Source organism: Sanguibacteroides sp. AM78-02pH3A (assembly GCF_027666085.1).
GTDB classification, from domain to species: Bacteria; Bacteroidota; Bacteroidia; order Bacteroidales; family Marinifilaceae; genus Gabonibacter; species Gabonibacter massiliensis.
This window is the reverse complement of record NZ_JAQEHX010000008.1, coordinates 84116-108590: the sequence shown is the minus strand read 5'-3', so window position 1 is coordinate 108590 and position 24475 is coordinate 84116. Positions and strand designations below refer to the sequence as shown.

Sequence of the window (24475 nt, the reverse complement as noted above, 5' to 3'; positions counted from 1 at the left end):
TATTAAAGACTAAATATATGCCAAGTAGAATAAATTTAACAAAATATCTACTATACAAATATACATAAATTGGGCGGTAAATAAATGTTTTAATAGGGTAAACTTATTTTGAATCAAATTATTCGGTGTATTTTTTCAATAAATATCCAGCATATTGGATAAAAAAGAGCCGGTAATTTAAAACTAAAAAATAGTATCCGGTATCGTTTATTGTTCAGTCGTTTTTTTATCAAACCGGACGTATGGGCTAATTGGAATAATTGGGAATCGTGCAAGGACTCTATTATTTTTCTTTTTTCCCGGTAGGTGACATATCGGCAATTGGCTGCAAGCGGTAGGAGTTGCCGGATATGTTCCAGTACGATTATTGTCCCGTATTCGCGGGCCAAAGGATCGGGGTGGTTCATAACGTAATGAGTACAGTCCGTTATTAATTCTGCGCGTTGCAGCAGGAGAGAACGGGTGATGGAGTAACGTTCTGCATCCGAGTTGGAAGTGGATCCTTCCCGGATTAGATAGTAATAAGTGATTTTTTCCAAAGCGACCACAAACCGGGCATTCATGCACTCTTGAATAAAGAAATAACGGTCTTCGAGTATTCGATGTTCTTTATTGCGAATGTGAAATTCATTCAAAAAACTGATCTTGAATAGTTTGTTCCACGTGGCGAGCCCCATTAATGTATCGGGATTAACATAGAAGTTCATTACCTCTTCGGGGGAGACCAATACGGAGAATTGACGTTTGTGAAAGGGATAACGCTTTTCTCCGGAAGGCATGACATAGGCTGTATTCCCGGCTATGATATCCGCCTGAGGATATTCCATAGCCTTCTGGTATAGTGTTTCGACACAATCGGAAGAGAGTTGGTCGTCACTATCCATAAACAGGATGTATTCTCCCCGGGCTTCTTCTATGGCCCGGTTGCGGGCTGATCCAGGCCCTTGATTTCTTTCTTGGTCTATGATCCTTACCTTTTCCCTTTGGGGATGGGTACGGAGTATTTCTCTGACGATATCGAGACTACCGTCGTTTCCTTTATCATCTAACAAAAGGATTTCCAAACCGTCGAAATCTTGATTAAGAGCTGAGAGCAGGGCTTCTTTTATATAGAGGGCCACGTTATAAACAGGCATGGCTAAAGTTACTTTGTAGGTCATGGGATCAAGATTTTTTAGTGATAAACAGTCTCAGCATGCTTTTAACGGAAACAAGGCGGGGATAGGAAAAAAGGAATCTGCCAAGGGTACGGAATTTCTCTTTTACCGTCATTTCCCTCCCTCTATAGACGGTTGCGTTTAACATGATAGAGATAAACCGGCGGACGGTTTTTTTTATCTCGTTGTTTTTGTCTTCACTGAACTCCAATAATTTTGAAGAAACAATAAAGTAGCATTTCATATTTTGATATGAGAATCTTCGGGTCATGATGGAATTTGCCCTTATCCTCCTTTTGAAAAATGGTTTTGCGATAAATCCTATCCGGTCGGCCGACATGTAAAGTTGGGCGGTAAATAGTTGGTCTTCATGAATGATTCCGGGTAGGAATATCAGTTTTATACGTTCTAAAAATGAGCGTCGGATAAAGCTCAGGCAGGCTGACGATTGAAACCGGAAGGTATCCAATTGCAAATTCAGCATTTCGACCCCGTTGTAGATGCGATCTTCCAAACCTTGTGTCCGAGAATACTTATTGTCTAAACGTATATGGTCGTCATCTGAAAAAGTATCCGCATCGAAAAATAGAAAATCCAATCGAAGAGTCTGGCATTTGGAATAACACTCCTCTAAGGTCGTTGCTTCTAATAGATCATCACTGTCCATAAAATAGATATATTCTCCTTTTGCCATAGCCAGGCCTTGGTTGCGCGTGGCGGATAATCCTTTGTTTTCTTGTGAAAATAGGATGATACGATTATCGGATGCAGCTAAGTCCTGCATGATCCGTAAACTTCTGTCGGTGGAACCGTCATTGATGAGAAGAATTTCAATCTCGTATAGTGTTTGCCGGAGGATGGAATCGACAGTCGCTTTGAGGTAAGCTTCCGTGTTGTATATGGGTATAATGATACTGACTTTAGGCTGTTCCATGTTGCCATTTTATTTTAATGCATTTTGTAAAAATAAGGCTGATTCCTGTTGTAACCGGGCTAAACGCTGTGTTGCCCGGGTAAAATCGATGGGCATGGTGTCCGGTTGGCTTGTCGATTTTACGTAACGTTCCGAGAGTTCCACATCTTGAAGTAACGAGCGGATACGCGTGCTTATGGAGTGGATCTCCAAGGCATAAAAATTTCTTTGATACAGGAGGGAAAATACGGTTCCGTGAAAAGAGGTCGTTACCACGAAATCGGCATGTTTAAACCAGCCGATAAATTCTTCCGGAGAGGCACAGTTGTATACTCCCGGACGATTCGTTAAAACGGGAGTAGATACCAATTGTATGACCTTTCCCCCGATTCGGTCTGCTAATTTTTGGGCAAAAGAGAGAGTTTCCGGCATAATCCTTACCTGGTATACGAGTACGTATTTGCCTTGAAAATCCGGTTTTACGGCAATATTGTCGAATGTTTCTCTTGTACATAGGATGGTCGGATCCGCTACGGTTTGAATCTTTTGCTCAACGAGAGGTTGTAACAGGGCGTTTAATTTTGACTCTCGTACACCGATCGCGTGCATTTGAAATAAGGACTTGCCGAGGTATTCTTTCTCTTCGTCGTTCAGGGTTGATGTCTCCATGCTGGCCGCATAAGCGATTTTTCGTGCCTCCGGACGAGAAGAGAACAAACCGAAATAAACATCGTCGAATCCTTTGGTTATTTTCGGATTCCAGATCTGATCGCTACCGAAAATGTAGGCATCGAAATCTTTCGGAATCTCTTCTTTATGGTAAACGGTTGGAGTAGAGAGGGCTAACTTAGAACGAATAAAAGAGTCAAAAGCTTTGTAACGCTTTGTCCTGGCCGGAAGAGTCAATAACTCGATGGCCGCTCCTTTGAGCAAATAGTAGACATGAACCTTAGTCGTCAAAAATTTTTTGAAGGCGAAGATTTTGTAATTGGCTTCAAGAAAAGGCGGGTTGTAATCGATAATTTTCACGTCGTGTCCGGCTTTACGCAAATATTCCTGCAAAGCGAAAGCTTGCAGGACAGCTCCGTAGTTATGCGCTCGATGAAAAGTTAATATCCCTATTTTCATATGACTTCCTTTTTTTCGTTTGTGAATCGGTTCATCCGGGCGACAGTTTCCTGACACTTTTTACCCGTTCGGGATGAAAAATAATTAGCGATGAAGCTAATGATTTTCAGGCTGAACTTGTCAAAGGCAAACGGTACCGGATGGGAAAAAATCTTCCGTTGCAGCTTGGCCGGGAGAAGTAGACGGATAAGCTTTGAAAACATCCTTGCCGGATGGTATTGTAAATAATTTTTTCCGGTGAATATACGAGGGTTGTAAGGTAAACATTTTTCCCAGTTTACGGGATTGGATTCGATATTTCCGGATTCTTGCAATTCTTCAAAAGCTGATGTTCCCTTGGCGTTATTGGTGATAACAAGGGATATCCCCTTCTCTGTTTCTTCCGGCCATTCGTCACTTCCCCAATAATCACCCAATGTAATATCCGCTGTTCTCGGTAGGATTGAAAACGGACAGTTATAGCAACTGGGGCGCAAGGTCAATCCCCCGAAAAAGAAACGGGCGAAAATATCTTCTTGTTGCCGTATTTTGCGGGGATCGCCGTGTATGGAAAGGGTGGTTGTCCCGTAAGATTTCATACCCTGTGTTTTGTCTCGAAAACTAATGATGTGATCGGCTTGGAAATGGCCTAAATGATCTTGCAAGACGAGTTCCGATTCTACTCCGTTGCATACGATCTCGGCTGTAAGTAAATTTTCAATATTGTCTTTTTTCAGGAATTGAAAGAGTCCGGCGATTTGACAAGGAGTTCCGGAAAAAAGTACTTTCTCGTTTCGGAATAAGAGCTTACGAGTCTCTTTGTATATGTTTATGGTATCGCTTTGGATGTATTTGGAATTTTGTAATTGAGATAAATCATCGACGTGATGAATGAATTTATGAAAGACCCGGTTGTTTTCCAAGACAGCTCCTGCCACGTGACCTCCGGTTGCAAGAAAATAGCGGGCTAATTCAGCAAAAGCTCCTCCGCTGGCACTCTGAAATCTGATGTTTTGATTCAGGGACCAGACGGCGTATACTTTCGCATCAGTCTCCTTGTTCGAAGTCTTGAAAGTCAGATTCGGACAAACTTTCTCGCATAATTTGCAATTTATGCAGGTGGCGTGATGAACGGCGATGTGAAAAAAGCCGTTCTCCCGTTTCATTGAAAGGGCTTGCACCGGGCAACAATCTATACAAGCGAGACAGCCGCTACAGTTTTTATGAGAAGGTAGATCAGGCATTTTTCTTCAATTTAGACCGGACGAGTTGTACAAGATTTATTCCCATCCGGGTTGTTAATGTTTTATGTGTCCAATAAAGATCGATGGCGAGCACTAACGAGCTGATTCCATAGAAAATCCATGGATCTGTTATGAGATAGTTTAAAAGGGCTACGATACAAATAAAAATAAACAGGATGCCCGTGATTCGTAATAAAAAGGCAGAAGGACGGTAACCGACTAATTTGGCGCAGGTAATCCCCCCGACGAAGATATAGAGCAGGTAGGCTATGAAATAATTTATTCCCAATCCATCCAGTCCGAACCATTTGATACATCCAATCAGTAATAGGTATTCCGATATGAAAAAAAGCGATTGGATGATTACGTATAGCAATCCTTTCCCTTTGGCCGTAATAACGTAGCCGAAGGAAAAACCGAAAACCCGGAAGAGTACCCCGATCAATTGCCAGCGGATGATAGACGTTCCTGTTTCGAATTCTTTGGAATAAAATAGGTTGAGTATGACAGGTGCAAAAACGAAGCTTGCTAAGATTCCGATACCGGCTATCAGTACGCCCAATTCGATCTGTTCGTTGATACAGTCGGAGACTTTTGCATTATTTTGAATGTAAGTCATAATCCGGGGCATAAAGTCAACTCCCATTGCCGACAGGATCATACCCACGTACATGTTGGACAACGTCCAACAGGATTGGTATAAACCGACCACTTCTATTCCCATGGCATCTTTCAGATAAATTCTGGAAAAGTAGGTCATCAAGTTCGCCACGGCTGCAGCCACGGACAGACTGATACCGATACCTAACAGACCTTTCAGTTCCGTTCTCGCCTCGGCAAAAGAGAGGCGGGTCGGTTTCAAATGCAATTTTTTTAAGTAGTAACCGGTACTGAGAAGCATGGTTAAAGCGACCAGGGCTATGCTTGCCGGAATAGCCGCATCTCCCCAAATCAAGATAAGAATGATGGTCGATAATGAACCGAAAACGGCCCCTATTATTTGGCAGATAGCCATACTCCTGATTTGTTTCAGTCCGTTTAAAACGGCTATTTGTCCGTTGGAAACACCATTGAATAATACGACTGAAGAGACAATGCATACTCCCCAATAATAATCTGTCGTGTTGAATAATTTAAAACTGATGGTTCTGGAAAAGATACAGATAAATAGTGCCCCTAAAAAAGAGGTGATCAGAATCGACAGGTGCAGTACGGTATAAGTCTTGGAGACTTGTTGGCTGTCATTTTGTACATTCGATTTGGCGATCTGACGAACTCCGCTTTGGTTCAGTCCCAAACTGGATACGGTAGAGACCAAATCCGTCACACTATTGTATAACCCGTAATAACCAAAACCGGCAGAACCGAGAACCATGGCGATGATTTTGGCACGTATGATTCCGAAAAACATCATGATTATTTTTACTGCACCGATGATTCCCGTTGTTTTAGCTATGTTTGAATAGGTTGACATGATAGGTTGTTGAAAGGTCGATTATTTATTGTATTTTACCCACTCTTTTTTTACGAAATCATATTGTTTTATAATTCTTCCCGGATTGCCCGCGCACACGGAATAAGGGGGGACGGAACGGTTTACGATGGTTCCCGCCGCGACGATAGCATGTTTGCCGATCGTGACTCCGGCCAGAATAACGGCGTTCGCTCCGATCCAGACGTCATCTTCTATATGAATAGGAGCGGTCGATACCCCTTGGTCGATAATCGGCAGGTCCGGATCGAGGTAATTGTGGTTCAGGCCGGAAACGGTGATGTTTTGGGCGAGATTAACCTTGTCTCCTATGAAAACGGGACCGATAATCGTGTTGCCTAATCCGATGCGGCTATGGTTGCCGATACGGATTTCCCCTACCATATTGTTTAAAGTGGAAAAGCTTTCTATAACGGACCTTTTGCCTAAAGTGAACGGGTTGAAAGGTACCAGATCCTTTCGTACATTACGGTAGATGATGGCCCCTTTTTTCCGTTTTAAATAGAAAGGTTGTAAAAGACGTAGCCAATGCCGCGGCCGGGTCTTTACCGGATGAACCATCCATGTCAGAATGAACTGCTTTAATCGGGGATTTTGTTTTATTCGTTCTTTTAATTGGGTTATGTTCATAACGGTAATTTTTAGTTGGACGGGATGGTTAATATTCTTGTAATCTGCTTTTCCGCGTTGGTTCTTACCCGGAATTCGACTCTTCGGGAAGCTTCTTTGTCTTCCAGGCCGTTTTTCATGATCAGTTTACTGGACGATAAGCCGTTCGTTGTGATTTTCGGGAGAATCAGGGCTAATTGTTCGTTGTTTTGCTGGTGTTCCAATAAGTAGGCCAATACGTTTCGTGTCCTATCCTGGGATAATTCCATGTTTTTCAGATAAATTTCATCTTTGGACAGATTTTCTGCCCATTCGCTCGAAGTATGACCTTCTATCCTGATTTCTTCGACATCGTCACGGTATTTATCAGATGTCAATATTTTCAGGTAACGAGGAAAAAAATCATTAAGTATCACCTTGAATTCCTCTTTGAGGGTTGCGCTTCCCCGGTTGAAGAATATGATAGGTTCTTCGAAGCGGACGGATAGAGTCGATTGATCTAAAACGGCATTCCATTTTTTCAAATCATCTTTAAACTCGCTTTCCAGGTCTTTGTATAATTCGTATTGAAGTTGATTGTAAGAGACGGCAATTTTTTCAATCCTGTTTTTTTCGTGAGTGATTTTAATGATATAGATAACAGAGATAAAGATATATATCAGCATTAGAACCGACATTAAATCTGCGATGGAAAACCAATGATTATCTTCGTTTTGTCCGTTAAAAATGCTCATAACGATTATTTTGGGGGTTCTTGTTCGGAATGCTGTTGCTTGAGGATGGCATTGTGATCCTGTGTCAGTTTTCTAACAATAGCTAATAATGTTTGTGAGAACTCCTGCATGGAATCCAATTTGGTTACGAATCTTTCTTCCACATTATTCATCTGTTCTTGCAGAAGTTCTTTGGTATTGTTGATCATCAGATCCAGTTTCTTGCAGGAAGCGTTCAAATTAATGATTTCAGAGTCCAATACGGATTGTTGTTTATTAATATTTTCATAATCCGTATGGTGTGTTTTATTCGTGTTCTCTCCCCATTTTTCGATAGCCGTCCCGATCGCTTTTAGAGAGTCGGATAATTTTTGGTTGATGTGACTCAGCTCATCGGTTCGTTCAATTTGTTGTTTATGAGATTCGATAAGCGTCGTGTTCAATTTATTGAATAGATTGTCGATCGTTTCGGAGGAGGTTGCCGTACCTATTTTTTGTTCTATGTTAGATAGTAATTCCACTATGCGATCCTCTTTGGAAGGAGAGGACCGGTCAATGTTTTTCGTTGTACGGATACCATAGAATGCCGGAAATACTTTCAGAACGATAGAGGTCAACATTCCCGCGACAGAACTGTAAAAAGTCGTTTTAATACGGTTCAACAGTTGTGGGAGGGCTGCTTCGATATCATTTACATCGAAATTAAACAGGGCCCAGATAATACCGCAGAAGGTACAAAATAATCCCAATGAGACGACGGTAGAGGTGAGCGTATTCCTATTGAACCAAATTTTACCGAGATAAGGGAATAGAAATAGGACCAAAGATATAAGTATGAATGTATAGCTGTTCATAAAGGTAATGATTTATAAATTTCCAATAGTTTTCGGGCTGTATTTTCCCATGAGAATGATTTTACCCGTTCCAGCCCGTAAGTAACTTGTTTGTCATAAAATATATTGTCCTCTTCCAAGACAAGTAGTTTATCGGCAATCTCGTTTTCTTCAAACGGATCTACTAAGATAGCATTTTTTCCTGCAATTTCAGGCATAGCGGTTATGGAAGAGGTAATGACCGGAGTTCCGCAAGCCATTGCTTCCAGGATAGGTATTCCGAAGCTTTCTCGTAATGACGTGTATAGAAAAGCGAATGCTCCGCTGTAGATGGCCGGTAGATCCGTGTTGGGGATATAACCGGGGTAGCGTAGTAACGGTTTTAGGTATTCCATTTTTTCTTCTTTCAGAATCGCATCGATAATGGGTTCTTTTAAATCGGCGATGACCAAAGGAATAGGATGTTTGGAGCGTTTAGCGTATATCCCGTAAGCCTTTAGGGTACGATTGGTGTTTTTCTTCGGGTCTGTGTTTCCTAAAAAGAGAATGTATTTATCCGTATCGAAGTATTTTTTCGTGACTTCTTCCGGTTGATCGATGGGATGAAAATGTTTGCTATAACCGTTATGAACAGTCGTTACTTGTTCCGGTTCAAGATGCAAGGCCTCTTGAATGCGCTTACGTTCGAAATTCGAGACGGTAATGATTTTTAGGCAGGAAGGTAAAACGCGAGGGACGACAAAACGGCGGTAATACCATCCCATGTTTTGATAGATGGAACGATTGTTGTGTTGTCTTTTTTCCAGAAAAATAATGTCATGTAAGGTTAAAACGAGCGGAACCGAACAACGGATTGGTGCTGTATTGCTGGTACAATGCAACAGGTCGGGTTTTATCTTTTTTAGCGCACGGGGTAGTGCTATTTGTTCCCAGAGGGGATAGGTGGGGCATTTGATTTCCACGATATGCATGTTGGAGCTATGGGATAGGCAACGATCTTCTCCCGGTGCGACAAGGATGAAGTATTCGTTTTCCTTATCAAGTTTTTGTAACTCCCGGATAGTTTCCAAGGCTACAAAGTCCATTCCATGTTTATTTGTTCTGAATATGCGTTGAGCTTCTATCGCGATTTTCATACCCCTTTGTTTTAATTTTATTCTCGTGAATTATCTATTTTACTTCTCCGTGTGCCGTATGGATGAATTTTTTGTTTACCCCTTTCATGCGAAATAGATTGAGGAACATCATGATGAATAGCAAGGGGATTTTACGGATGGCTTTTTTAAAGCGATCATCGACAAGATAATCCGGTATCGCCAAACAAAGGGTTATCCCAGTAATGATAAACAGTCCCCACCATTTCAAGGAGTGCTCCCAATGAATGAACAGGGAGAGACAAGCAAAAAATCCGATGCTTCCCAACAGTAACAAACGGGGAGGCATCATCCATTGAAATAATTTGTCACAGTAGTCTATATTAAATGAAAACAGGGCTCCCGGCAGATCACGGATGATTCGGTGCCATTGACCGTATTGTGCGGCAAGCCATCGGCGTCGTTGGTTATAAAATCCCTTGTTCCCTTGAGTCTTTTCGTCATAGACGTAAACTTCTTCTAAATAATCGATAAAGTAGCGTTGTTTTAAAAGTAAAATTTCTAATTCCTTATCCTCTCCGGCGGTAAAAATCTTTTTTATATTTTCTTTAAACCAGTCGTAATCGAAAGCCATACCGGAACCGATAAGGGCGGAAGAAAGTCCCAGATTTACATGTCCTTTTCTGAAAATGGAATTATTAATTTCTTCGCTGACGGCATCCAGTACAGCCACATCCGTGTTTAGGTTCTTGGCTTTTCTGTGAGCTTGCAGGGCTTTGGAACCGGCGGCGTACGCGTTGTTTATATGTTGCAGGAACAAAGGATCGACACGATTGTCCGCATCGAGGATGACCGCTATTTGGTAATCGTTTTGAAGTTTGTCCATGGCTAAGTTCAGGGCTTTGGCTTTTGAGCTGTTCTCGTAAGTGGCCTTAAGTAGGAGAACGGGTAGCAGAGCCAGTTCATTGTTCGTCTCTTCTTTCATATGGTCGGAGATGACCACGACATCGTACAAGTTCCGGGGATAGTCTTGCTGGAGGAAAGAGTGAACGGCCGTTATAATGACGGCATCTTCCTGGTATGCGGGAAATAGCACGACTATGCGATGTTGTTTCCGGCTTGCTGGATAGTGAAAAGTACGTTTGGGAAGTGCGGCAATACTGAATACGAGAAGATAACCCGTAGATATTGCCAGTATACACCAAATGATATAGTCCATAATAGGTAATATGTGCTCCATAAGCTATGCCGATTTATGTTTTAATGTAAAAAACGCCGCTATCCCTTTGCCAGTCGCGCGGATGAGTTTGAGCTGCCCGTGCGATAGATAGACCATGATGTTTTTGGGGGCGGCAATACATAGTTGGTAGAGAATAGCTAAAAGCCGATCTCGTCCTTTTCGATTCCTCCACGCGTACAAAAGTCGGTTTCGGGTCAAATAGAATGCGCGTAACGGACTGTTCTGTCCGGTACTTTGACTCTCTTTATGAAAAACCGTGCAACGGGGTTCATACCATAATTCATAGCCGTGACGGGTGATCCGGGTACACCAATCCAATTCTTCGTAATAGAGGAAATAGATATCCGGAAGATATCCTACTTGCTCGAGAATTTCCCTTTTAAATAAAAGTGCGGCTCCATGTAAGAAGGGGGTGGGGACCGCTTGGTCGTAGATAGCCTCATCCGGTTGTCCGAAACCGATCAGGTGGTTGCGTAAACTGATACGGGACAAGGGGGTATATCCTGCAAACTGAATATTTTGTGGTGGAAATGCGAATTTAATTTTAGGAGATACGGCAGCGATCTCCTTCTTCTTTTCGATGGCTTCGAGCAAAAAGCCGAAAGAGTCTTCCGTGACGTAAGTATCGTTGTTAAGTAAAAATATATATTTTCCTTTGGCCTGTCGAATGCCTAAATTATTACCCCCCGCGAAACCTAAATTATGCTGACTGCGGATGGTGATAAGCCAGGGATACTTTTCCCGTAATAAATTCGCTTCATTCATCTTGGAACCGTTATCCACTACAATGATTTCGTGTGGAACGGAAACATACCGGTGAATGGACTCGACAAGCTCACAAGTATCTCTCATCCCGTTATAATTTACGGTTATAACTGATAGGTCAGGCCGGTTGTTCATGAGGTGCAAGTTGTTTGTTCCCAAATTGTTCGAGTTCTTTGTCGTAATATCTTGACATGTATATAAATGCCATGGCGGTAAATACGATCATGCCGTTAGGATAGCTTAGGACCTCGTTGCCGTAAGAAGAGACAACCATGCCGAATATACCGCTCAAAAGAGCGGAGCATATCCCTTTTAACTCTTTGTTTTTAAGTTTAAACATGATGATATAGGCACTTCTGGCAAGTATTGTGAGGATAATACCCATGTATAGAATTAACCCGATGATTCCGGTTTCTACCCAAGTCATCACTAACCAAGAGTCGGTGGGAATTTGTGAAACAAAAGCTTTGGGTTTGAATCGTTTGGCTTTTCCTCCACCCAGGCCGAGCCCGATTCCGAAAGGGTGTGAGGCCATATAGGTTTTCAATTGTTCCTGATTTTTTTTCCGGACCTGAAAGGATGCATCGTTGAAATTGAAGGCGGTTCTCATGCGCCGGATTAAACCGTTGTCGTTTCCTATATTGGTAAAGTTAAAAAAGCAATAGGCGGCTATCAGTATCAATATACCAGTCAGGGCTCCTTTATAATTCTTACTTAGAACGGCAAAGCACGTGATTCCGGCAAAAGGAACGGCCATGGCGCTTCTTGTTCCGGCGATCAGCATACCGTAACCTCCGGCCAAGGCTGCGACGGCAAAATAGATTTTTAACCACTTGTTCTTCACGTATGCCGCGGAGATTCCGAAAACGATCATGGCAAACCCCATTCCTGTACCAAAGTTGGCTGCATCCGGGAAAAAGGAGAAATAACGTACGCCGGTGTATATCAGGTGAGTAGATGCACCTCCTCCTACGTATAACCAGTATAATTCAGCTCGGTCGAATCCCCGATTACGTTGCCAGTAACCCTTTGCTGAGGCCAATAAAGTAAGAAACGCCAGAAGCATCAGCATGAGTTTCAAATGGTGGTATTTAGGAAAAAGGGAAGGGATACAAATGGCCATAACGAAAGGGTACAAAGCATAGGTCGTGAAAGCGATGGACCATGGCTCGAACATGGCATTCGGGTTAAATACTTCGAAAAGACAGTATATTAACCAGATGCTCCATAACAAAGTCAGACTGTTCTTTGCCTTGGAAAACCCCAAGGCTTGGTAATTGTTTCTTAAAAGCAGAAGAACCATTAACGCCAACGTGAGTGAGGTCATGATTAATCCGCTTTTTAGAGGTACATAACGGTTGATGCCCATGATGACGTAATTTAATACATACAGGGCAATGAAGCTATGGGACGGATTCTTTATAAACCATCCCAAAGCGAGTAAAAGAATCGGTAAACACGCGAACAGAGTGGCCATCATGATCCCTTTCAGGAGAATCAATTTATATATGATGATGATACCTAACAGTAATCCGATATATAAATACCCCTGGGAGGACATGAAATTGATAAATCTGTTCCAAAGAGACATATTACTGTTTTTTACGTTCATCGATAGCCGTTAAACCGAGTTGTGACAATCTGTACAATAACTTTCTCCAGAAAGTGTAGGGCGGTAATAAGCCGGTGAACTCTTCTGCCGTGTCGCGTTTCGTGTGATTCAAGACAAAGAACAGAGGAATGTTGCCGGATAGCTCTTTTAGCCGGACGTATAAAGCTTGATCCGTGTTCTTCCATGTACGTCTGGAGTTAACGACCAATAGATTGAGACTGACGTCCTGCAAGAGTTTTTGCGTGATGGAAGATTCTTCCAACGGCGGATACTCTACAAGAATAATGGTCATTTTCTCCGGTTTGTTATGGATGCCTGACCTGAGTAAAGAGTTTAATAATTCTTCATTATCCAGATCGAAATCGCTATGCCAGGAAAGTTGCTTGACGTCCATTCCTAACGAGTTCCAATATTCGAATAATTGATTGGATACGAAACTCTTCCCGTCCGCGTGTGCCGTACTCAGGATATTAATAATGTTATTGCTATCCGGTTTTAAATAAGTAAGGATGGAATTACTTAACGCTTTTGTTTCTAACGTTTGGTATATGGTATTGTATTTCCGGTGTTGGAGACTAAAGTATCGAGTATAAGCTCCCAATACATTCCCTCCCGTGATTCGTTTGGTCCTGAAGCTGTTATGCAACGTTCTGTCTAAAAATTCAACCAATATAAAGAAGCCCAGAATAAAAATAAAAGTGATGGCAAAAGCGATGGCTACGATCTTTTTTCTCTTGGACTCCTCCGGATAAAGAGGAAATTCGGGAGGATTGATGATCTTTAAGGTCGCTGAGGTCATTTGCAGGCTTTTTTGCCTTAATCTGGCCGCGTTCAATGCATTCAGGATGGCCATGTATTGGGCCTCGATAATGTTGATGTTGCGCTCTTTTCTTTTCAGTGTGGAGCCGATAGGCGAAAAGTAGACGTATTTGTTATCAAGGTCTTTTTTCCGTTCTTTCATAACCTCCAATTCCGCTTTGGTTTTTTCCAACAGGATGACTTGTCCCAACCATTGCTGGAGGATTTCTTCATTGGCAATACCTTCTTTAGTGTATTTATGTTCTCCGTAATGCTTCAATAAATCGTAAAATTCATCCTCGGTTTTTTGAAGGTCCTTTTTTATGGGAGCTGTTTTTTGCGATGCGAGAGAATCATTGCTGAATAACTCTTTTTGACTGATTTGTGTATATAGGGTCGAAATCTTATTCAGGGTACTGATGAATTGGGAATTGTTTCGAAAAACTTCGGCTTGATCTTTCAATCTTCTCTCCAACTCCTGAATCAGTTTTTGCGTACTCTCGTGGGCTAATTGAAATTCCCAGTATTTGATATCGTAATCGGAATTCAATATGGATACCTGTTTGGTCTCCTCGTCGTAATTGATAACCCGTTTTGCGATGCTGTAATCCGTCAGCGAGTCTTCCGCCTGTTTTAAAAGTCTGCTGTATCTGGCCAACTCTCCCTCGAAATATTTTATAACATCATTCGTCTCCCCGAAACGTAAATCCTGGTATTGTTTGATAAATTCATCGCATAAGATTTTTAGAGTTTGATAGGTCAAGCCGGGGTCGGTTGCGGAGTAGGAGAGTTCCAACATGTCGCTTTTCCCGTCTCTTCTGGCCGCGATATTTTTCAGGGAAGACCGGTTATAATATTCCAGGTTCCAGTTGTAGATACCGTACACGTAGTTTTTTGGATCGGCTTTCTCGAATCGATGCAGATTCTCGAGAGTTCTCGCCTCGTTGATCGAATCGTTCGGATTATCTTTAACAATCAGGTCCCGTATGTATTGGGGGGCATGGTTGTGTATCTTGCGGTAATTGATTGCTTTGATAAACATGTTGTCTTGCTGCGGATTACCGTTGATCATGCTGCGGGCGTACAATCTTAGCGATACTTCTTTCAATGTATGATCGGAATGAATAATGTTGAACAGATTGTCCATGATACTGTTCGAAATCGCCGCACTGGTTTGATTCTGGTTTTCCGATAAGATATTAAATCCGGAAATAACTCCCGTGTATATGGTGCTGTTCACCGTATAGTTACGAGCCATATTGGCCGTTTGCAGAAAAACGATGAAGGCCACCAATAAGGGGACGATGGTCAGCCAGAACCTAAGTTTGTATATGAATTTTACGATGTATAGTATGTAGTCCATAAAGTAATTATTTGATGAGTTTCGTGTGAGAAATAATTTCCAGCTTGAGGATTTGCGTGTTTAATTGGGCCCGAAAGGATTCATAGGCTTCATAAGCTTCGTTTTGTGTCGCCTTACTTTTAGCCAAAACGCTTGACGTGGTTTTCCCGAGCCTGAAGTCTTTTTCGTCGATTTCATACTGAGCTTTGGCAAAATTAAGAACTTCTATTTTTGATTTTATGATGTTTAATCCCGAAAGGATGCTGGAGTAGAGCTCGATGATCTGACCTTTTAACTCATCGAGGGCAATATCCCTATTCAGTTCTGATGAATAAACCCTTGCTTTTTGAGTCTTTACGTCCGTACGCATGTTGAATATTATATTCAGAGGAATAGCCAAAGAGGCTCCTACTGACCAACTGCTCTGGGCATTGCCGCTATAAGTTGTCATCAGAGGTGTATTTTCATCAGAAAAAGAGGTGTAGTTCCCGAGCACACCGTAGGTGTATCCGGTTCTTATATTGAAAAAGGAAAGCCATTTTCTTTTTTCCGTTTTTAATTTGTTTTTTTCGGTCTCGACCAATGTCTCTGTTTGGGTTATTCTGGGATTCTTTTCGACATTTCTGAATAACGTGTCCAGAGGAGGAAGATGGAAGTTTAAATAGTCGTTCGGCATAAATGTCAGAACCGTGGTGTTTTGTGCTTCTGCATAAGATATTCCTAAACTTATAATCAGAATGATACTAAGAATATATTTTTTCATATGGTTTACTAAAAGGTTATACGTTTTCTTTCTGTACGAATGCCGTGAATGTTTTGAATATGATCCGGATATCCATCCGAAACGAGAAGTTGCGGGCATATTTGATGTCTAATTGTTTTCGTTCTTCTGCGGAGAGAGCGCCCTGATCACCTCTTTTTTCGACTTGCCATAACCCCGTCAAGCCGGCAGGGGCCATAAATCGCTCGATGTAATCATCGGAAGTGAGGAGTTCTGCTTCGTAAAGGGGAAGCGGACGATTTCCTACAATAGACATGTCACCTTTCAGAATGTTTATCAGTTGAGGAAGTTCGTCGATACTGTATTTTCGAATGATATGTCCCACTTTGGTAATGCGCGGGTCGTTTTCGTATTTTACAAATGCATTTTTTTGTTTTTTATGCCGATTTTGTAAAAGATCGCGTTCCGTCGTAATAAAATCATCGGCCACGAAAATAGGTTCGTTTTCGGAAATATCCTGAGACTCGTTTATTTCACTTTTTATATCGGATTTCTGTAAAGAACTTTCTTCCCTGTATTGATTCAGGGCTTCAAATTCCTTCAACCGTTTGTCTGCATCTATATACATGGAACGGAATTTCAAAAAATTGAAAATATCGTAATTACTTCCGACCCGTTTGGACTTATACACGATGGATCCTTTGCTCTCCAAACGAATAGCCAGCATCGTAAGAAGTAGGAGCGGGGATAAAAAAAGTAAGGCCAAAAGGGAAAATACAATGTCGAATATCCGTTTCCATAACGGAAGTTGAAAACGTTTGCTATCTCTTTTTTTATCGGTAGAGTATTGTTTCAATTGAGGTAATAGCATCAGTATATCCTGCAGGTTCTCCTTACTGGCATGTATGCTTATGATCTCATGTGCACCGGCTTTAAGATAGGATGGAATATCCTTTTTATCTATTTTGTCGGTTACGACGATCAGATAAGTATTTTTTAAATTACCGTTTTGAATGTGGTTTAACCACAAGAAGTCCCGTTCTTTTTTCGATTCTATGAAGATATAAGACGGTTCTTCGTTCGCATCTTTTTGTTTTGACAGGTATAGAAAGAGCCGGATCGGATTTTCTAAAACAGTCAATGTTACATTCAATTTCGATTGAATGTACTCGCTCCATTGGGGGTTAATACCAATATAGTAAGCAAACATAGCCCTATCTTAATAAATTCCTTACTCTAATTTTTAGCTCTTGCGGGTTAAATGGTTTCAAAACAAAATCGGAAGCTCCGTCCTCTAACAATCCGATACGGTCATTCGTACTCTCCATACTTGATAAAATAATGACGGGAATGAAACTGAACATCTCGCTGCTTTTCAGTTTTTTCAAAAAAGTATGACCGTCCATTTCGGGCATATATACGTCAGAAATAATCAAATCGGGAATATTTCCTTCGTGCATCCAGTTAAAAGCTTGTATAGGGTTATTAACAGAGTGTACATTATAATCTTTTGATAACTGATACATGATCACCTTCGCAATTTCCGGTTTGTCATCAACGATCAGAATAGTTTTGTCCATAGGCATGCATTTTAGTAACTTACAAATATACGATATTAATACAAGATAGCTATTTTTTCGTATAAATATATTGTTCCTTTCTCCTTTTTTATGTGAAAAATGAGGAAATGATTATTCTTTTTATAAATAATGGTCCATTAGTAGGTTAAGAAAGTTAAATTTGTCGGAAAGAATAGTGGAATGCAGATTTGAATATATGTGATTAGTTTGTACTTTTGTAAAAGCTTAATCGGGCTAAAATTAAATGTGATACGATATGAACCTGAACCCTTCGGAATATAAAATACTCATTGTGGATGACGTGCAGTCAAATGTGTTACTGCTTAAAGCTCTGTTAGGGCGGGAAGGATTTAATATCGTCTTTGCGATGAATGGTGCGGAAGCCTTGGAAGTAGTAAAAAAAGAGCGGCCTGATTTGTTGTTGTTGGATGTGATGATGCCTGACATGGACGGTTTTGAGGTTGCGGGGCGTTTGAAGGTCGAGCCGGAATACGCGGAGATCCCGATTATTTTTCTCACGGCATTGAACGATTCTGCCAGCGTGGTCAAGGGATTTCAATTGGGAGCAAGTGATTTTATCTCCAAACCTTTCCGAAGGGAGGAGTTGCTGATACGCGTACAACATCAATTGTTGTTGGTAGAGTCCCGGCGAATTATTTTGAGACAAACGGAGGAATTACGTAAAACGATAGAAGGACGCGATAAACTTTATTCCGTGATCGCTCATGATTTGCGTTCTCCTATGGCTTCAATGAAAATGTTGTGTAATATGATCATGATGACCATTGAGCCTAATTCTTTGCCTTCTGATGTGTTTGAAATGTTAGAGATGACGAATAAGACGGCAGAAGAGGTTTTCTCCTTATTGGATAACCTGTTGAAGTGGACCAAAAGTCAATTGGGAAAATTGTCGTTATTACCTCAGGAGGTGGACATCGTCGGGTTGGCACAGGGGGTGGTGGAAGTATTCAGCCCTATAGCCGAAAGTAAAGGTATTCGGTTAAAACTTCTTAACGATCGGGAGGCAATAAATGTTTGTGTGGATATAGAGATGATTAAATCTGTCGTGCGCAATTTAATATCCAATGCTATAAAGTTTAGTAATAAAGATACCGAGATCAGGGTAAGTCTGAACGTGGAAGGGGAGGAGGTTATCGTAACCGTGTCGGATAACGGATGCGGTATAAAAGAAGAGGATCAGCCTAAATTATTAAATGCGGCGACTCATTTCACCACTTTCGGAACGAATAGCGAAGAAGGGTCGGGGTTGGGACTTCTGTTGTGTAAAGATTTCGTGACAAAGAACAAAGGACGTCTTTGGTTTGAATCCGAGTACGGTCAGGGATCGAGTTTCAGTTTCTCCTTGCCTTTAAAGAACGAATAAAAAAGAGTGCTTCGATGAAGCACTCTTTTTTATTTTAGTTGAACTCTTTCAAAATCTTTTCGACTTCTGCCGGAGTAACTCTTCCGTAAACTTTTTCTCCGATCAGAACGACGGGAGCAAGTCCGCAGGCTCCTACACAGCGTAAGCTGGAAAGGGAAAATTTTCCATCCGGTGTGGTCTCGCCAACTTCAATTTTTAGAATCCGTTTGAATTCGTCCAATACCTTTTCGGCTCCTCTCACGTAACAGGCTGTTCCCATGCATACAGAAATCGGATGTTCTCCTTTGGGAGTCATCGTGAAAAAGGAATAGAACGTTACCACTCCGTATACTTTGGATACCGGAATATTCAGTTGCCGGGCGATGATCTCCTGTACTTCCCGCGGCAAGTACCCGTGAAGCTCTTGTGCTTCGTGCAGGATGTTGATCAATTCTCCGGGTTGATTACCATGTCTTTCGCATAGTTGAACGAATTCGTCCACCTTACATTTGGCTAAAGTTATCTTTGTCATATTCCGTTCTTTTATTGTTCAGTAATTTCTTTACTTCTGTTGAAGTAACATGTATGTAAAAGGTGATGTGCCTTTTCGCTCATCGGTTTCCCTAAGTATTCTTCATAAAGAGAAACAATATAAGGATTCTCGTGAGATTTACGTAAATGTTTTGTTTCGTCTTCCTGATAAAGTGCCTTTGTACGGGCCTTCAATAGAGAAGAGTCTCCGTGGTGAAGCGGCTGGCCTCCTCCACCGATACAACCGCCGGGGCAAGCCATGATTTCGATGGCGTGGTACGGGGATTTTCCCGCCCGTATTTCGTTCATCAGTTTGCGGGCATTTCCGAGACCGTGGGCAACGGCCACCTTCAGTTTGAATCCGTCAACGTCAATGGTAGCTTCTTTCAAGTTGCTGATACCTCTAACGTCGTCGAAATTAACATTGTCAAGGGTTTTGCCCGTGTGTATTTCATAAGCGGTACGTAAAGCGGCTTCCATAACGCCTCCCGATGCCCCGAAAATAACGGCAGCTCCGGTTGATTCTCCGAGAGGTGCGTCGAACTCTTCCTCTTCGAGTTGCATGAAGTCGATATTGGTTTGTTTGATGAGGGCGGCTAATTCTCTGGTAGAGATAGAGTAGTTTACATCCGGGTCTCCGTCCGTTTTGAACTCGTCTCTTTCACATTCGAATTTTTTGGCTAAACAGGGCATGACGGATACGACGATCAGATCTTCTCTCTTTATGCCCATCTTTTCGGCCCAGTAGCTTTTGGCCACGGCTCCGAACATTTGTTGCGGAGATCGGGCGCTGGAAGGCATGTCCAAGAGATCGGGGAACTGGTTTTCGAAGAAATTGACCCATCCCGGGCAACAAGAGGTGATGATCGGTAGTTTGACGTTCTTATCGCCATTCAAAAAGGCTCCAAGGCGACCTAATAGTTCGGTTCCTTCCTCCATGATGGTCAAGTCGGCGGCAAAGTCGGTATCGAACACCTTGGCAAAGCCTAATTGGCGTAAGGCTGCGACCATTTTTCCGGTGACGGATGTACCGGCCGGCAATCCGAATTCTTCTCCTAATGCGGCACGCACGGCTGGAGCTGTTTGTACGATCACGGTTTTTTCGGGATTAGACAGATCCCGGATCAAACGATTCGTGTGATCTATTTCTGTCAGAGCCCCCACGGGACATACAGCTACGCATTGTCCACAAAAAGTACATTCGGAATCTTTCAGATCCTGGTCGAAGGCAGGCATGACAACGGAACCGAAGCCCCGGTTTGCCGCTCCGAGTGCGCCGACTGTTTGTACTTCGTTACACATGGTTTCGCACCGACGGCAATAGATACATTTACTCATATCCCGGCGGATAGAAGGAGATTCGTCTACTTTATAGGTCGTTTGAGCTCCTGCAAAAGGGATTTCGCGAATACCTAATTTGATGGCTATCGTCTGTAATTCACATTTTCCCGATTTCGGACACACCAAACAGTCGGAGGGGTGATCGGATAGCATCAACTCGAGGACAACGCGACGGGCGTTCAGAACGCGGATCGTATTCGTGCGTACGTTCATGCCGTTTTCGCATTTGGTGGCGCAAGAGGGAGCCAGGTTTTTTCTGCCTTCCACTTCTACAACGCATATACGGCAAGAAGCCGGAATGTTTTGAATACACAGGTCTTTCAGGTTCATGTAGCAGAGGGTTGGAATATCGATTCCCATTCCTCGTGCGGCTTCCAGAATAGTAGTGCCTTTGGGGACGCTTACCTCCCGGTTATCTATTTTTAATGTTATATTATTTTCCATGTTAAAATCTTAATCGTGAAATTTTAGCTTTCCGCTTTTCTCCTGATTTTAGGTGAAAAGTCTTATCTCGTGCTTACGGCTTTGAATTTGCATTTCTCCATACATGCACCGCATTTGATACATTTGGCGGTGTTGATAAAGTGTACCTCTTTTCTTTCGCCGACAATCGCATCTACCGGGCAATTCCGCGCGCATAGTCCGCATCCGATACATAATTCGGGATCGATGTGGTAAGTCAGCAAGTCTTTACATTTACCGGCCGGACATTTTTTGTCCTTAATATGTGCGATGTATTCATCGTAGAAATTGTCGATGGTCGAAAGAACCGGATTCGGAGAGGTCTGTCCCAAACCGCAAAGAGCCGTATCCTTAATTACCCGGCTAAGATTTTTCAATGTATCGAGATCTTCCATGGTCCCTTGTCCTTTGGTGATCTTATCCAGTAGCTCGTAAAGTCGTTTGTTTCCTACCCGACACGGAGTACATTTTCCGCAAGACTCCTCTACGGTGAAATCTAAATAGAATTTAGCAACGGCGACCATACAATCGTCTTCATCCATAACGATCATTCCTCCAGAACCCATCATGGAGCCGGAGGCCAGCAGGTTATCGAAATCAATCGGTACGTCCAAATGTTTTTCTGTCAGGCAACCGCCGGAAGGACCACCGGTCTGAACGGCTTTGAATTTCTTTCCGTTTTTGATACCACCCCCGATTTCGTAGATGACTTCCCGTAAAGTTGTTCCCATGGGCACTTCAATCAAACCTACGTTATTGATCTTGCCGGCCAGGGCAAATACTTTTGTCCCTTTGGAACGTTCAGTCCCGATCTGATTGAACCAATTGGCGCCTTTCGTGATTATGACCGGGACGTTGGCCAATGTTTCCACGTTATTTACGTTCGTGGGACGTTTCAGATAACCCGCCTCTGCCGGGAAAGGCGGTTTCATCGTAGGTTCTCCTCGTTGTCCTTCCATGGAGTGAATCAAGGCCGTCTCTTCTCCGCAAACGAAAGCTCCCGCTCCGTATCGTAATTCGATGGAAAAATGGAAATCGGTTCCTAAAATGTGCTCCCCTAAAAGTCCATACTCTTCCGCTTGTCGGATGGCTGTTTTTAACCTGTTGATAGCCAAAGGATATTCGGCGCGGATATAAACCAAACCTTTTGTGGCTCCGATACTGTAACCGCAAATGGCCATGGCCTCCACGATAGAGTGAGGGTCACCCTCCATAATGGATCGATCCATGAATGCACCCGGATCTCCTTCGTCCGCATTACATACCACGTATTTTTGATCTGCCTGGTATTTACTGGCAAATTCCCATTTCATACCGGTAGGGAAACCACCGCCGCCTCTTCCCCGTAAGCCGGAGAGTTTCATCTCGTTGATTACCTCTTGCGGAGTCATCTCCGTGAGGCATTTTGCTAAGGCTGCATACCCGTCGCGAGCGATATATTCTTCGATGTTTTCAGGATTGATAAAACCGCAGTTACGTAAGGCGATACGGAGTTGTTTTTTGTAGAATCCCATGTGTTTGGAGTCACTTACGGCGCTTTTTTTCTCCGGATCTTTATAGAGTAAACGTTCTACTTTACGTCCTTTAATAATATGTTCGTTCACAATTTCCTCGGCATCTTCCGGCTTTACCTGAACGTAAAAAGTATTGTCCGGCATGATTTTTACGATAGGGCCTTTTTCGCAGAAACCGAAACAGCCTGTTGCAATGACCTGAACTTCGTCTTCAAGGTTTTTATCTTTCAGGCACTCTTCCAGTTTCCCGATAATGTGTTGACTGGCGGATGCTCTACATCCGGTCCCACCGCATACGAGAACATGCATTTTATAACTCATAGGTATAAGGTTTTGTTAGGGTTAATTTTTTTGTTTTCAACACAACTCCACAGGTGATAAGCGGGTTGCAACGATTAAATCGTGTTGTAATTGACGGGAATGATCCCCTCCACGAGTTCGTCGTTCTTTAAATATTTTTGAATGATTTCTTCTGCTTTTTCCGGGGTTACGTGACCAAAAACGATCGGATCTTTACCGGGTTTCGTGATTTCGATAGTCGGTTCTGCATAACAGTATCCCATACAACCGGTTTGTGTCACAACAGCCGCAATCCCGTTTTTTTCTAAATTTTCGATAAAATAATTCATGGTTTCCTTACTTCCGGCTGCAATACCGCAGGTAGCCATGGCTATCTTTATCTGGATCAGGTTATCTGCCTGTTCGCTTTTCTCGCGAAGATCGATTTTAGCCTGAACGTTTTCTTTGATACGTTTAAGATCTGCTAATGATTTTATCTTCTCCATAGTTAATGATTAAGGTTGATTTGTTGTATAAGTTATCTCTTTTAAGTTCTCTTCTATCATTTGTTGTAAAGCGAGTACGATCTCCGGGTCGTTAACGGGAACGCCTTCCAGGAAATCTTTTACCTCTTTCGAGTCGAAAAGATATTTTCCTTTTTCCGTGACATGACGATAGACAAAACGGATATCCGGATTCGATGCTACAAGCAGGACGACCGTGTTGGCTATATTGCCGACGGGAGGGCGATCCAAATGGGAGTGTGAGAAAATGGCCTGAATGGTTGTTCCCTCTCCTTCGCGAGAACTAATGGTTAACGAACCTCCGGTTTGTTCGGCATTTTGTTTTAACAGGGGAATTCCTAATCCTACTCTTCGAACGGTCCTGCTCGTGAAAAAGGGATCCGTTACCCGATCCAGCGTTTCTGCGTCCATACCACATCCATTGTCTCTTATGGTGATGCTAAAGAGGTCTTTTATGATATTCTCTTCAATATCAATTTCTATTTTTGTGGCCTCTGCCCGCACCGAATTTTGGGCAATGTCCATAATATGAGCTGATAAATCTTGCATCTTCGTCACTTCTAAATGTGAGGGAAATCGCACCTTCCACTTATAAATTTACGGTTATTTTCAAAATAAACTTTCAATTGAAAATAATTCGTCTCAAATATAGTAGAAATATCGTAATAAACAACTGACAAAACGTCAACCTTTGTTATATAGATTGTTTCTAATAAAGTTTTGAAACCCTTGGTTTTTGGGGTGCTACGCGAATCGAAGTAAGGATGGGACGTGTGGAAAAGGACAATTTAATCGGGAGAAAGGTAATACCGGAGGAGACGCTTCAATAGAGCGCAGTTGATCGGTTTTACGATATAGTCAGAACATCCTGCAGCCTCTGCTGCTTGTTTGTCTTGGGGAAAGGCGAAAGCGCTTACGGCTATAATCGGAATATCTGAATTCGTTTCTCGTATTTCCCGGGTGGCTTCCAAACCGTCCATTTGAGGCATTTTAATGTCCATTAAAATAAGATCCGGAAAATGAGATTTGAATTTTTGGATTGCTTCTATCCCATCCCGGGCGCGAATAATAAAATACTCTTTTTTTAGAATGGTATCTAAAAGAAGAAAATTACTCTCGTTGTCTTCGGCAATAAGTATTGTTTTGGATGGATTAATATAATCATTTTCCTTTCCTTTCATTCTTCTACTCGATTTAAAAAAATGAACGTTTTATGATGGCGTAAATATACAGATTTTATT

The 24475-nt window shown here is 42.2% G+C and carries 23 protein-coding genes; 1 reads left to right on the top strand and 22 read right to left on the bottom strand.

Annotated elements, in window-relative coordinates:
- Positions 1-113: 113 nt before the first annotated feature.
- The 16 genes from PGR74_RS11745 to PGR74_RS11670 are packed head-to-tail and all read right to left on the bottom strand — an operon-like array spanning position 114 to position 17220.
- Positions 114-1160: a glycosyltransferase family 2 protein gene (locus PGR74_RS11745; RefSeq protein WP_052634383.1), complete on the bottom strand. Its 1047-nt coding sequence runs from the start codon at positions 1158-1160 to the stop codon at positions 114-116.
- Positions 1161-1164: 4 nt separating this feature from the next.
- The gene (locus tag PGR74_RS11740; RefSeq protein WP_110688690.1) at positions 1165-2091 is read right to left on the bottom strand and encodes a glycosyltransferase; all 927 of its coding nucleotides are present in this window, start codon (positions 2089-2091) and stop codon (positions 1165-1167) included.
- A 9-nt stretch (positions 2092-2100) separates the two neighbouring features.
- The gene (locus tag PGR74_RS11735; protein ID WP_041502312.1) at positions 2101-3198 is read right to left on the bottom strand and encodes a polysaccharide pyruvyl transferase family protein; all 1098 of its coding nucleotides are present in this window, start codon (positions 3196-3198) and stop codon (positions 2101-2103) included.
- Entirely contained in the window at positions 3195-4421 is a 1227-nt protein-coding gene (locus PGR74_RS11730) for a Coenzyme F420 hydrogenase/dehydrogenase, beta subunit C-terminal domain (RefSeq protein WP_041502311.1), read from the bottom strand. The genes PGR74_RS11735 and PGR74_RS11730 overlap by 4 nt, the downstream gene beginning before the upstream one ends.
- Positions 4414-5895: an oligosaccharide flippase family protein gene (locus PGR74_RS11725; protein ID WP_041502310.1), complete on the bottom strand. Its 1482-nt coding sequence runs from the start codon at positions 5893-5895 to the stop codon at positions 4414-4416. The genes PGR74_RS11730 and PGR74_RS11725 overlap by 8 nt, the downstream gene beginning before the upstream one ends.
- 21 nt (positions 5896-5916) lie before the next feature.
- Positions 5917-6543 (bottom strand): acyltransferase, encoded by a 627-nt coding sequence (locus PGR74_RS11720; protein WP_041502309.1) that lies wholly within the window; start codon positions 6541-6543, stop codon positions 5917-5919.
- 11 nt (positions 6544-6554) lie between these two features.
- On the bottom strand, positions 6555-7256 hold the full coding sequence (locus PGR74_RS11715; RefSeq protein WP_041502308.1) for an OmpA family protein: 702 nt from the start codon (positions 7254-7256) through the stop codon (positions 6555-6557).
- 5 nt (positions 7257-7261) lie between these two features.
- The gene (locus PGR74_RS11710; RefSeq protein ID WP_041502307.1) at positions 7262-8089 is read right to left on the bottom strand and encodes a hypothetical protein; all 828 of its coding nucleotides are present in this window, start codon (positions 8087-8089) and stop codon (positions 7262-7264) included.
- Positions 8086-9204 (bottom strand): glycosyltransferase family 4 protein, encoded by a 1119-nt coding sequence (locus PGR74_RS11705; RefSeq protein WP_041502306.1) that lies wholly within the window; start codon positions 9202-9204, stop codon positions 8086-8088. Before PGR74_RS11705 ends, PGR74_RS11710 begins: the two co-directional genes overlap by 4 nt.
- A 34-nt stretch (positions 9205-9238) precedes the next feature.
- A complete protein-coding gene (locus PGR74_RS11700) occupies positions 9239-10402 on the bottom strand; it encodes a glycosyltransferase (protein ID WP_270517210.1) in 1164 nt (387 codons plus the stop codon).
- Between the two features lie 3 nt (positions 10403-10405).
- Positions 10406-11302, bottom strand: coding sequence for a glycosyltransferase family 2 protein (locus PGR74_RS11695; protein WP_041502304.1), 897 nt, complete (start codon positions 11300-11302; stop codon positions 10406-10408).
- On the bottom strand, positions 11286-12758 hold the full coding sequence (locus tag PGR74_RS11690; protein ID WP_052649348.1) for an O-antigen ligase family protein: 1473 nt from the start codon (positions 12756-12758) through the stop codon (positions 11286-11288). The genes PGR74_RS11695 and PGR74_RS11690 overlap by 17 nt, the downstream gene beginning before the upstream one ends.
- 1 nt (position 12759) lies before the next feature.
- Positions 12760-14940 carry a GumC family protein gene (locus PGR74_RS11685; protein ID WP_041502303.1) on the bottom strand — a complete coding sequence of 727 codons (2181 nt, stop codon included), beginning with the start codon at positions 14938-14940 and terminating at the stop codon, positions 12760-12762.
- A gap of 7 nt (positions 14941-14947) precedes the next feature.
- A complete protein-coding gene (locus PGR74_RS11680) occupies positions 14948-15682 on the bottom strand; it encodes a TolC family protein (protein WP_041502302.1) in 735 nt (244 codons plus the stop codon).
- Between the two features lie 16 nt (positions 15683-15698).
- Complete coding sequence (locus PGR74_RS11675) at positions 15699-16850, bottom strand: sugar transferase (RefSeq protein ID WP_052634379.1); 1152 nt, start codon at positions 16848-16850, stop codon at positions 15699-15701.
- 4 nt (positions 16851-16854) lie between these two features.
- Complete coding sequence (locus PGR74_RS11670) at positions 16855-17220, bottom strand: response regulator (protein ID WP_041502301.1); 366 nt, start codon at positions 17218-17220, stop codon at positions 16855-16857.
- A 256-nt stretch (positions 17221-17476) separates the two neighbouring features.
- On the opposite strand from PGR74_RS11670, the gene PGR74_RS11665 reads away from it, so the two are divergent.
- Positions 17477-18604 carry a hybrid sensor histidine kinase/response regulator gene (locus PGR74_RS11665; RefSeq protein WP_041502300.1) on the top strand — a complete coding sequence of 376 codons (1128 nt, stop codon included), beginning with the start codon at positions 17477-17479 and terminating at the stop codon, positions 18602-18604.
- Between the two features lie 34 nt (positions 18605-18638).
- On the opposite strand, the gene nuoE is transcribed toward PGR74_RS11665, so the two are convergent.
- From nuoE to PGR74_RS11635, 6 genes are all read right to left on the bottom strand, one after another.
- Positions 18639-19115 (bottom strand): NADH-quinone oxidoreductase subunit NuoE, encoded by a 477-nt coding sequence (gene nuoE / locus PGR74_RS11660; RefSeq protein ID WP_041502299.1) that lies wholly within the window; start codon positions 19113-19115, stop codon positions 18639-18641.
- 11 nt (positions 19116-19126) lie between these two features.
- Positions 19127-20899, bottom strand: a complete 1773-nt coding sequence (locus tag PGR74_RS11655; protein ID WP_041502298.1) for an NADH-dependent [FeFe] hydrogenase, group A6 — start codon at positions 20897-20899, stop codon at positions 19127-19129.
- Positions 20900-20961: 62 nt separating this feature from the next.
- Complete coding sequence (locus tag PGR74_RS11650) at positions 20962-22752, bottom strand: NADH-quinone oxidoreductase subunit NuoF (protein ID WP_041504810.1); 1791 nt, start codon at positions 22750-22752, stop codon at positions 20962-20964.
- 74 nt (positions 22753-22826) lie between these two features.
- On the bottom strand, positions 22827-23216 hold the full coding sequence (locus tag PGR74_RS11645; RefSeq protein ID WP_041502296.1) for a (2Fe-2S) ferredoxin domain-containing protein: 390 nt from the start codon (positions 23214-23216) through the stop codon (positions 22827-22829).
- A gap of 9 nt (positions 23217-23225) precedes the next feature.
- Positions 23226-23783, bottom strand: a complete 558-nt coding sequence (locus PGR74_RS11640; protein ID WP_041502295.1) for an ATP-binding protein — start codon at positions 23781-23783, stop codon at positions 23226-23228.
- 239 nt (positions 23784-24022) lie between these two features.
- Positions 24023-24415, bottom strand: coding sequence for a response regulator (locus PGR74_RS11635; RefSeq protein WP_052634377.1), 393 nt, complete (start codon positions 24413-24415; stop codon positions 24023-24025).
- Between the last annotated feature and the right edge of the window lie 60 nt (positions 24416-24475).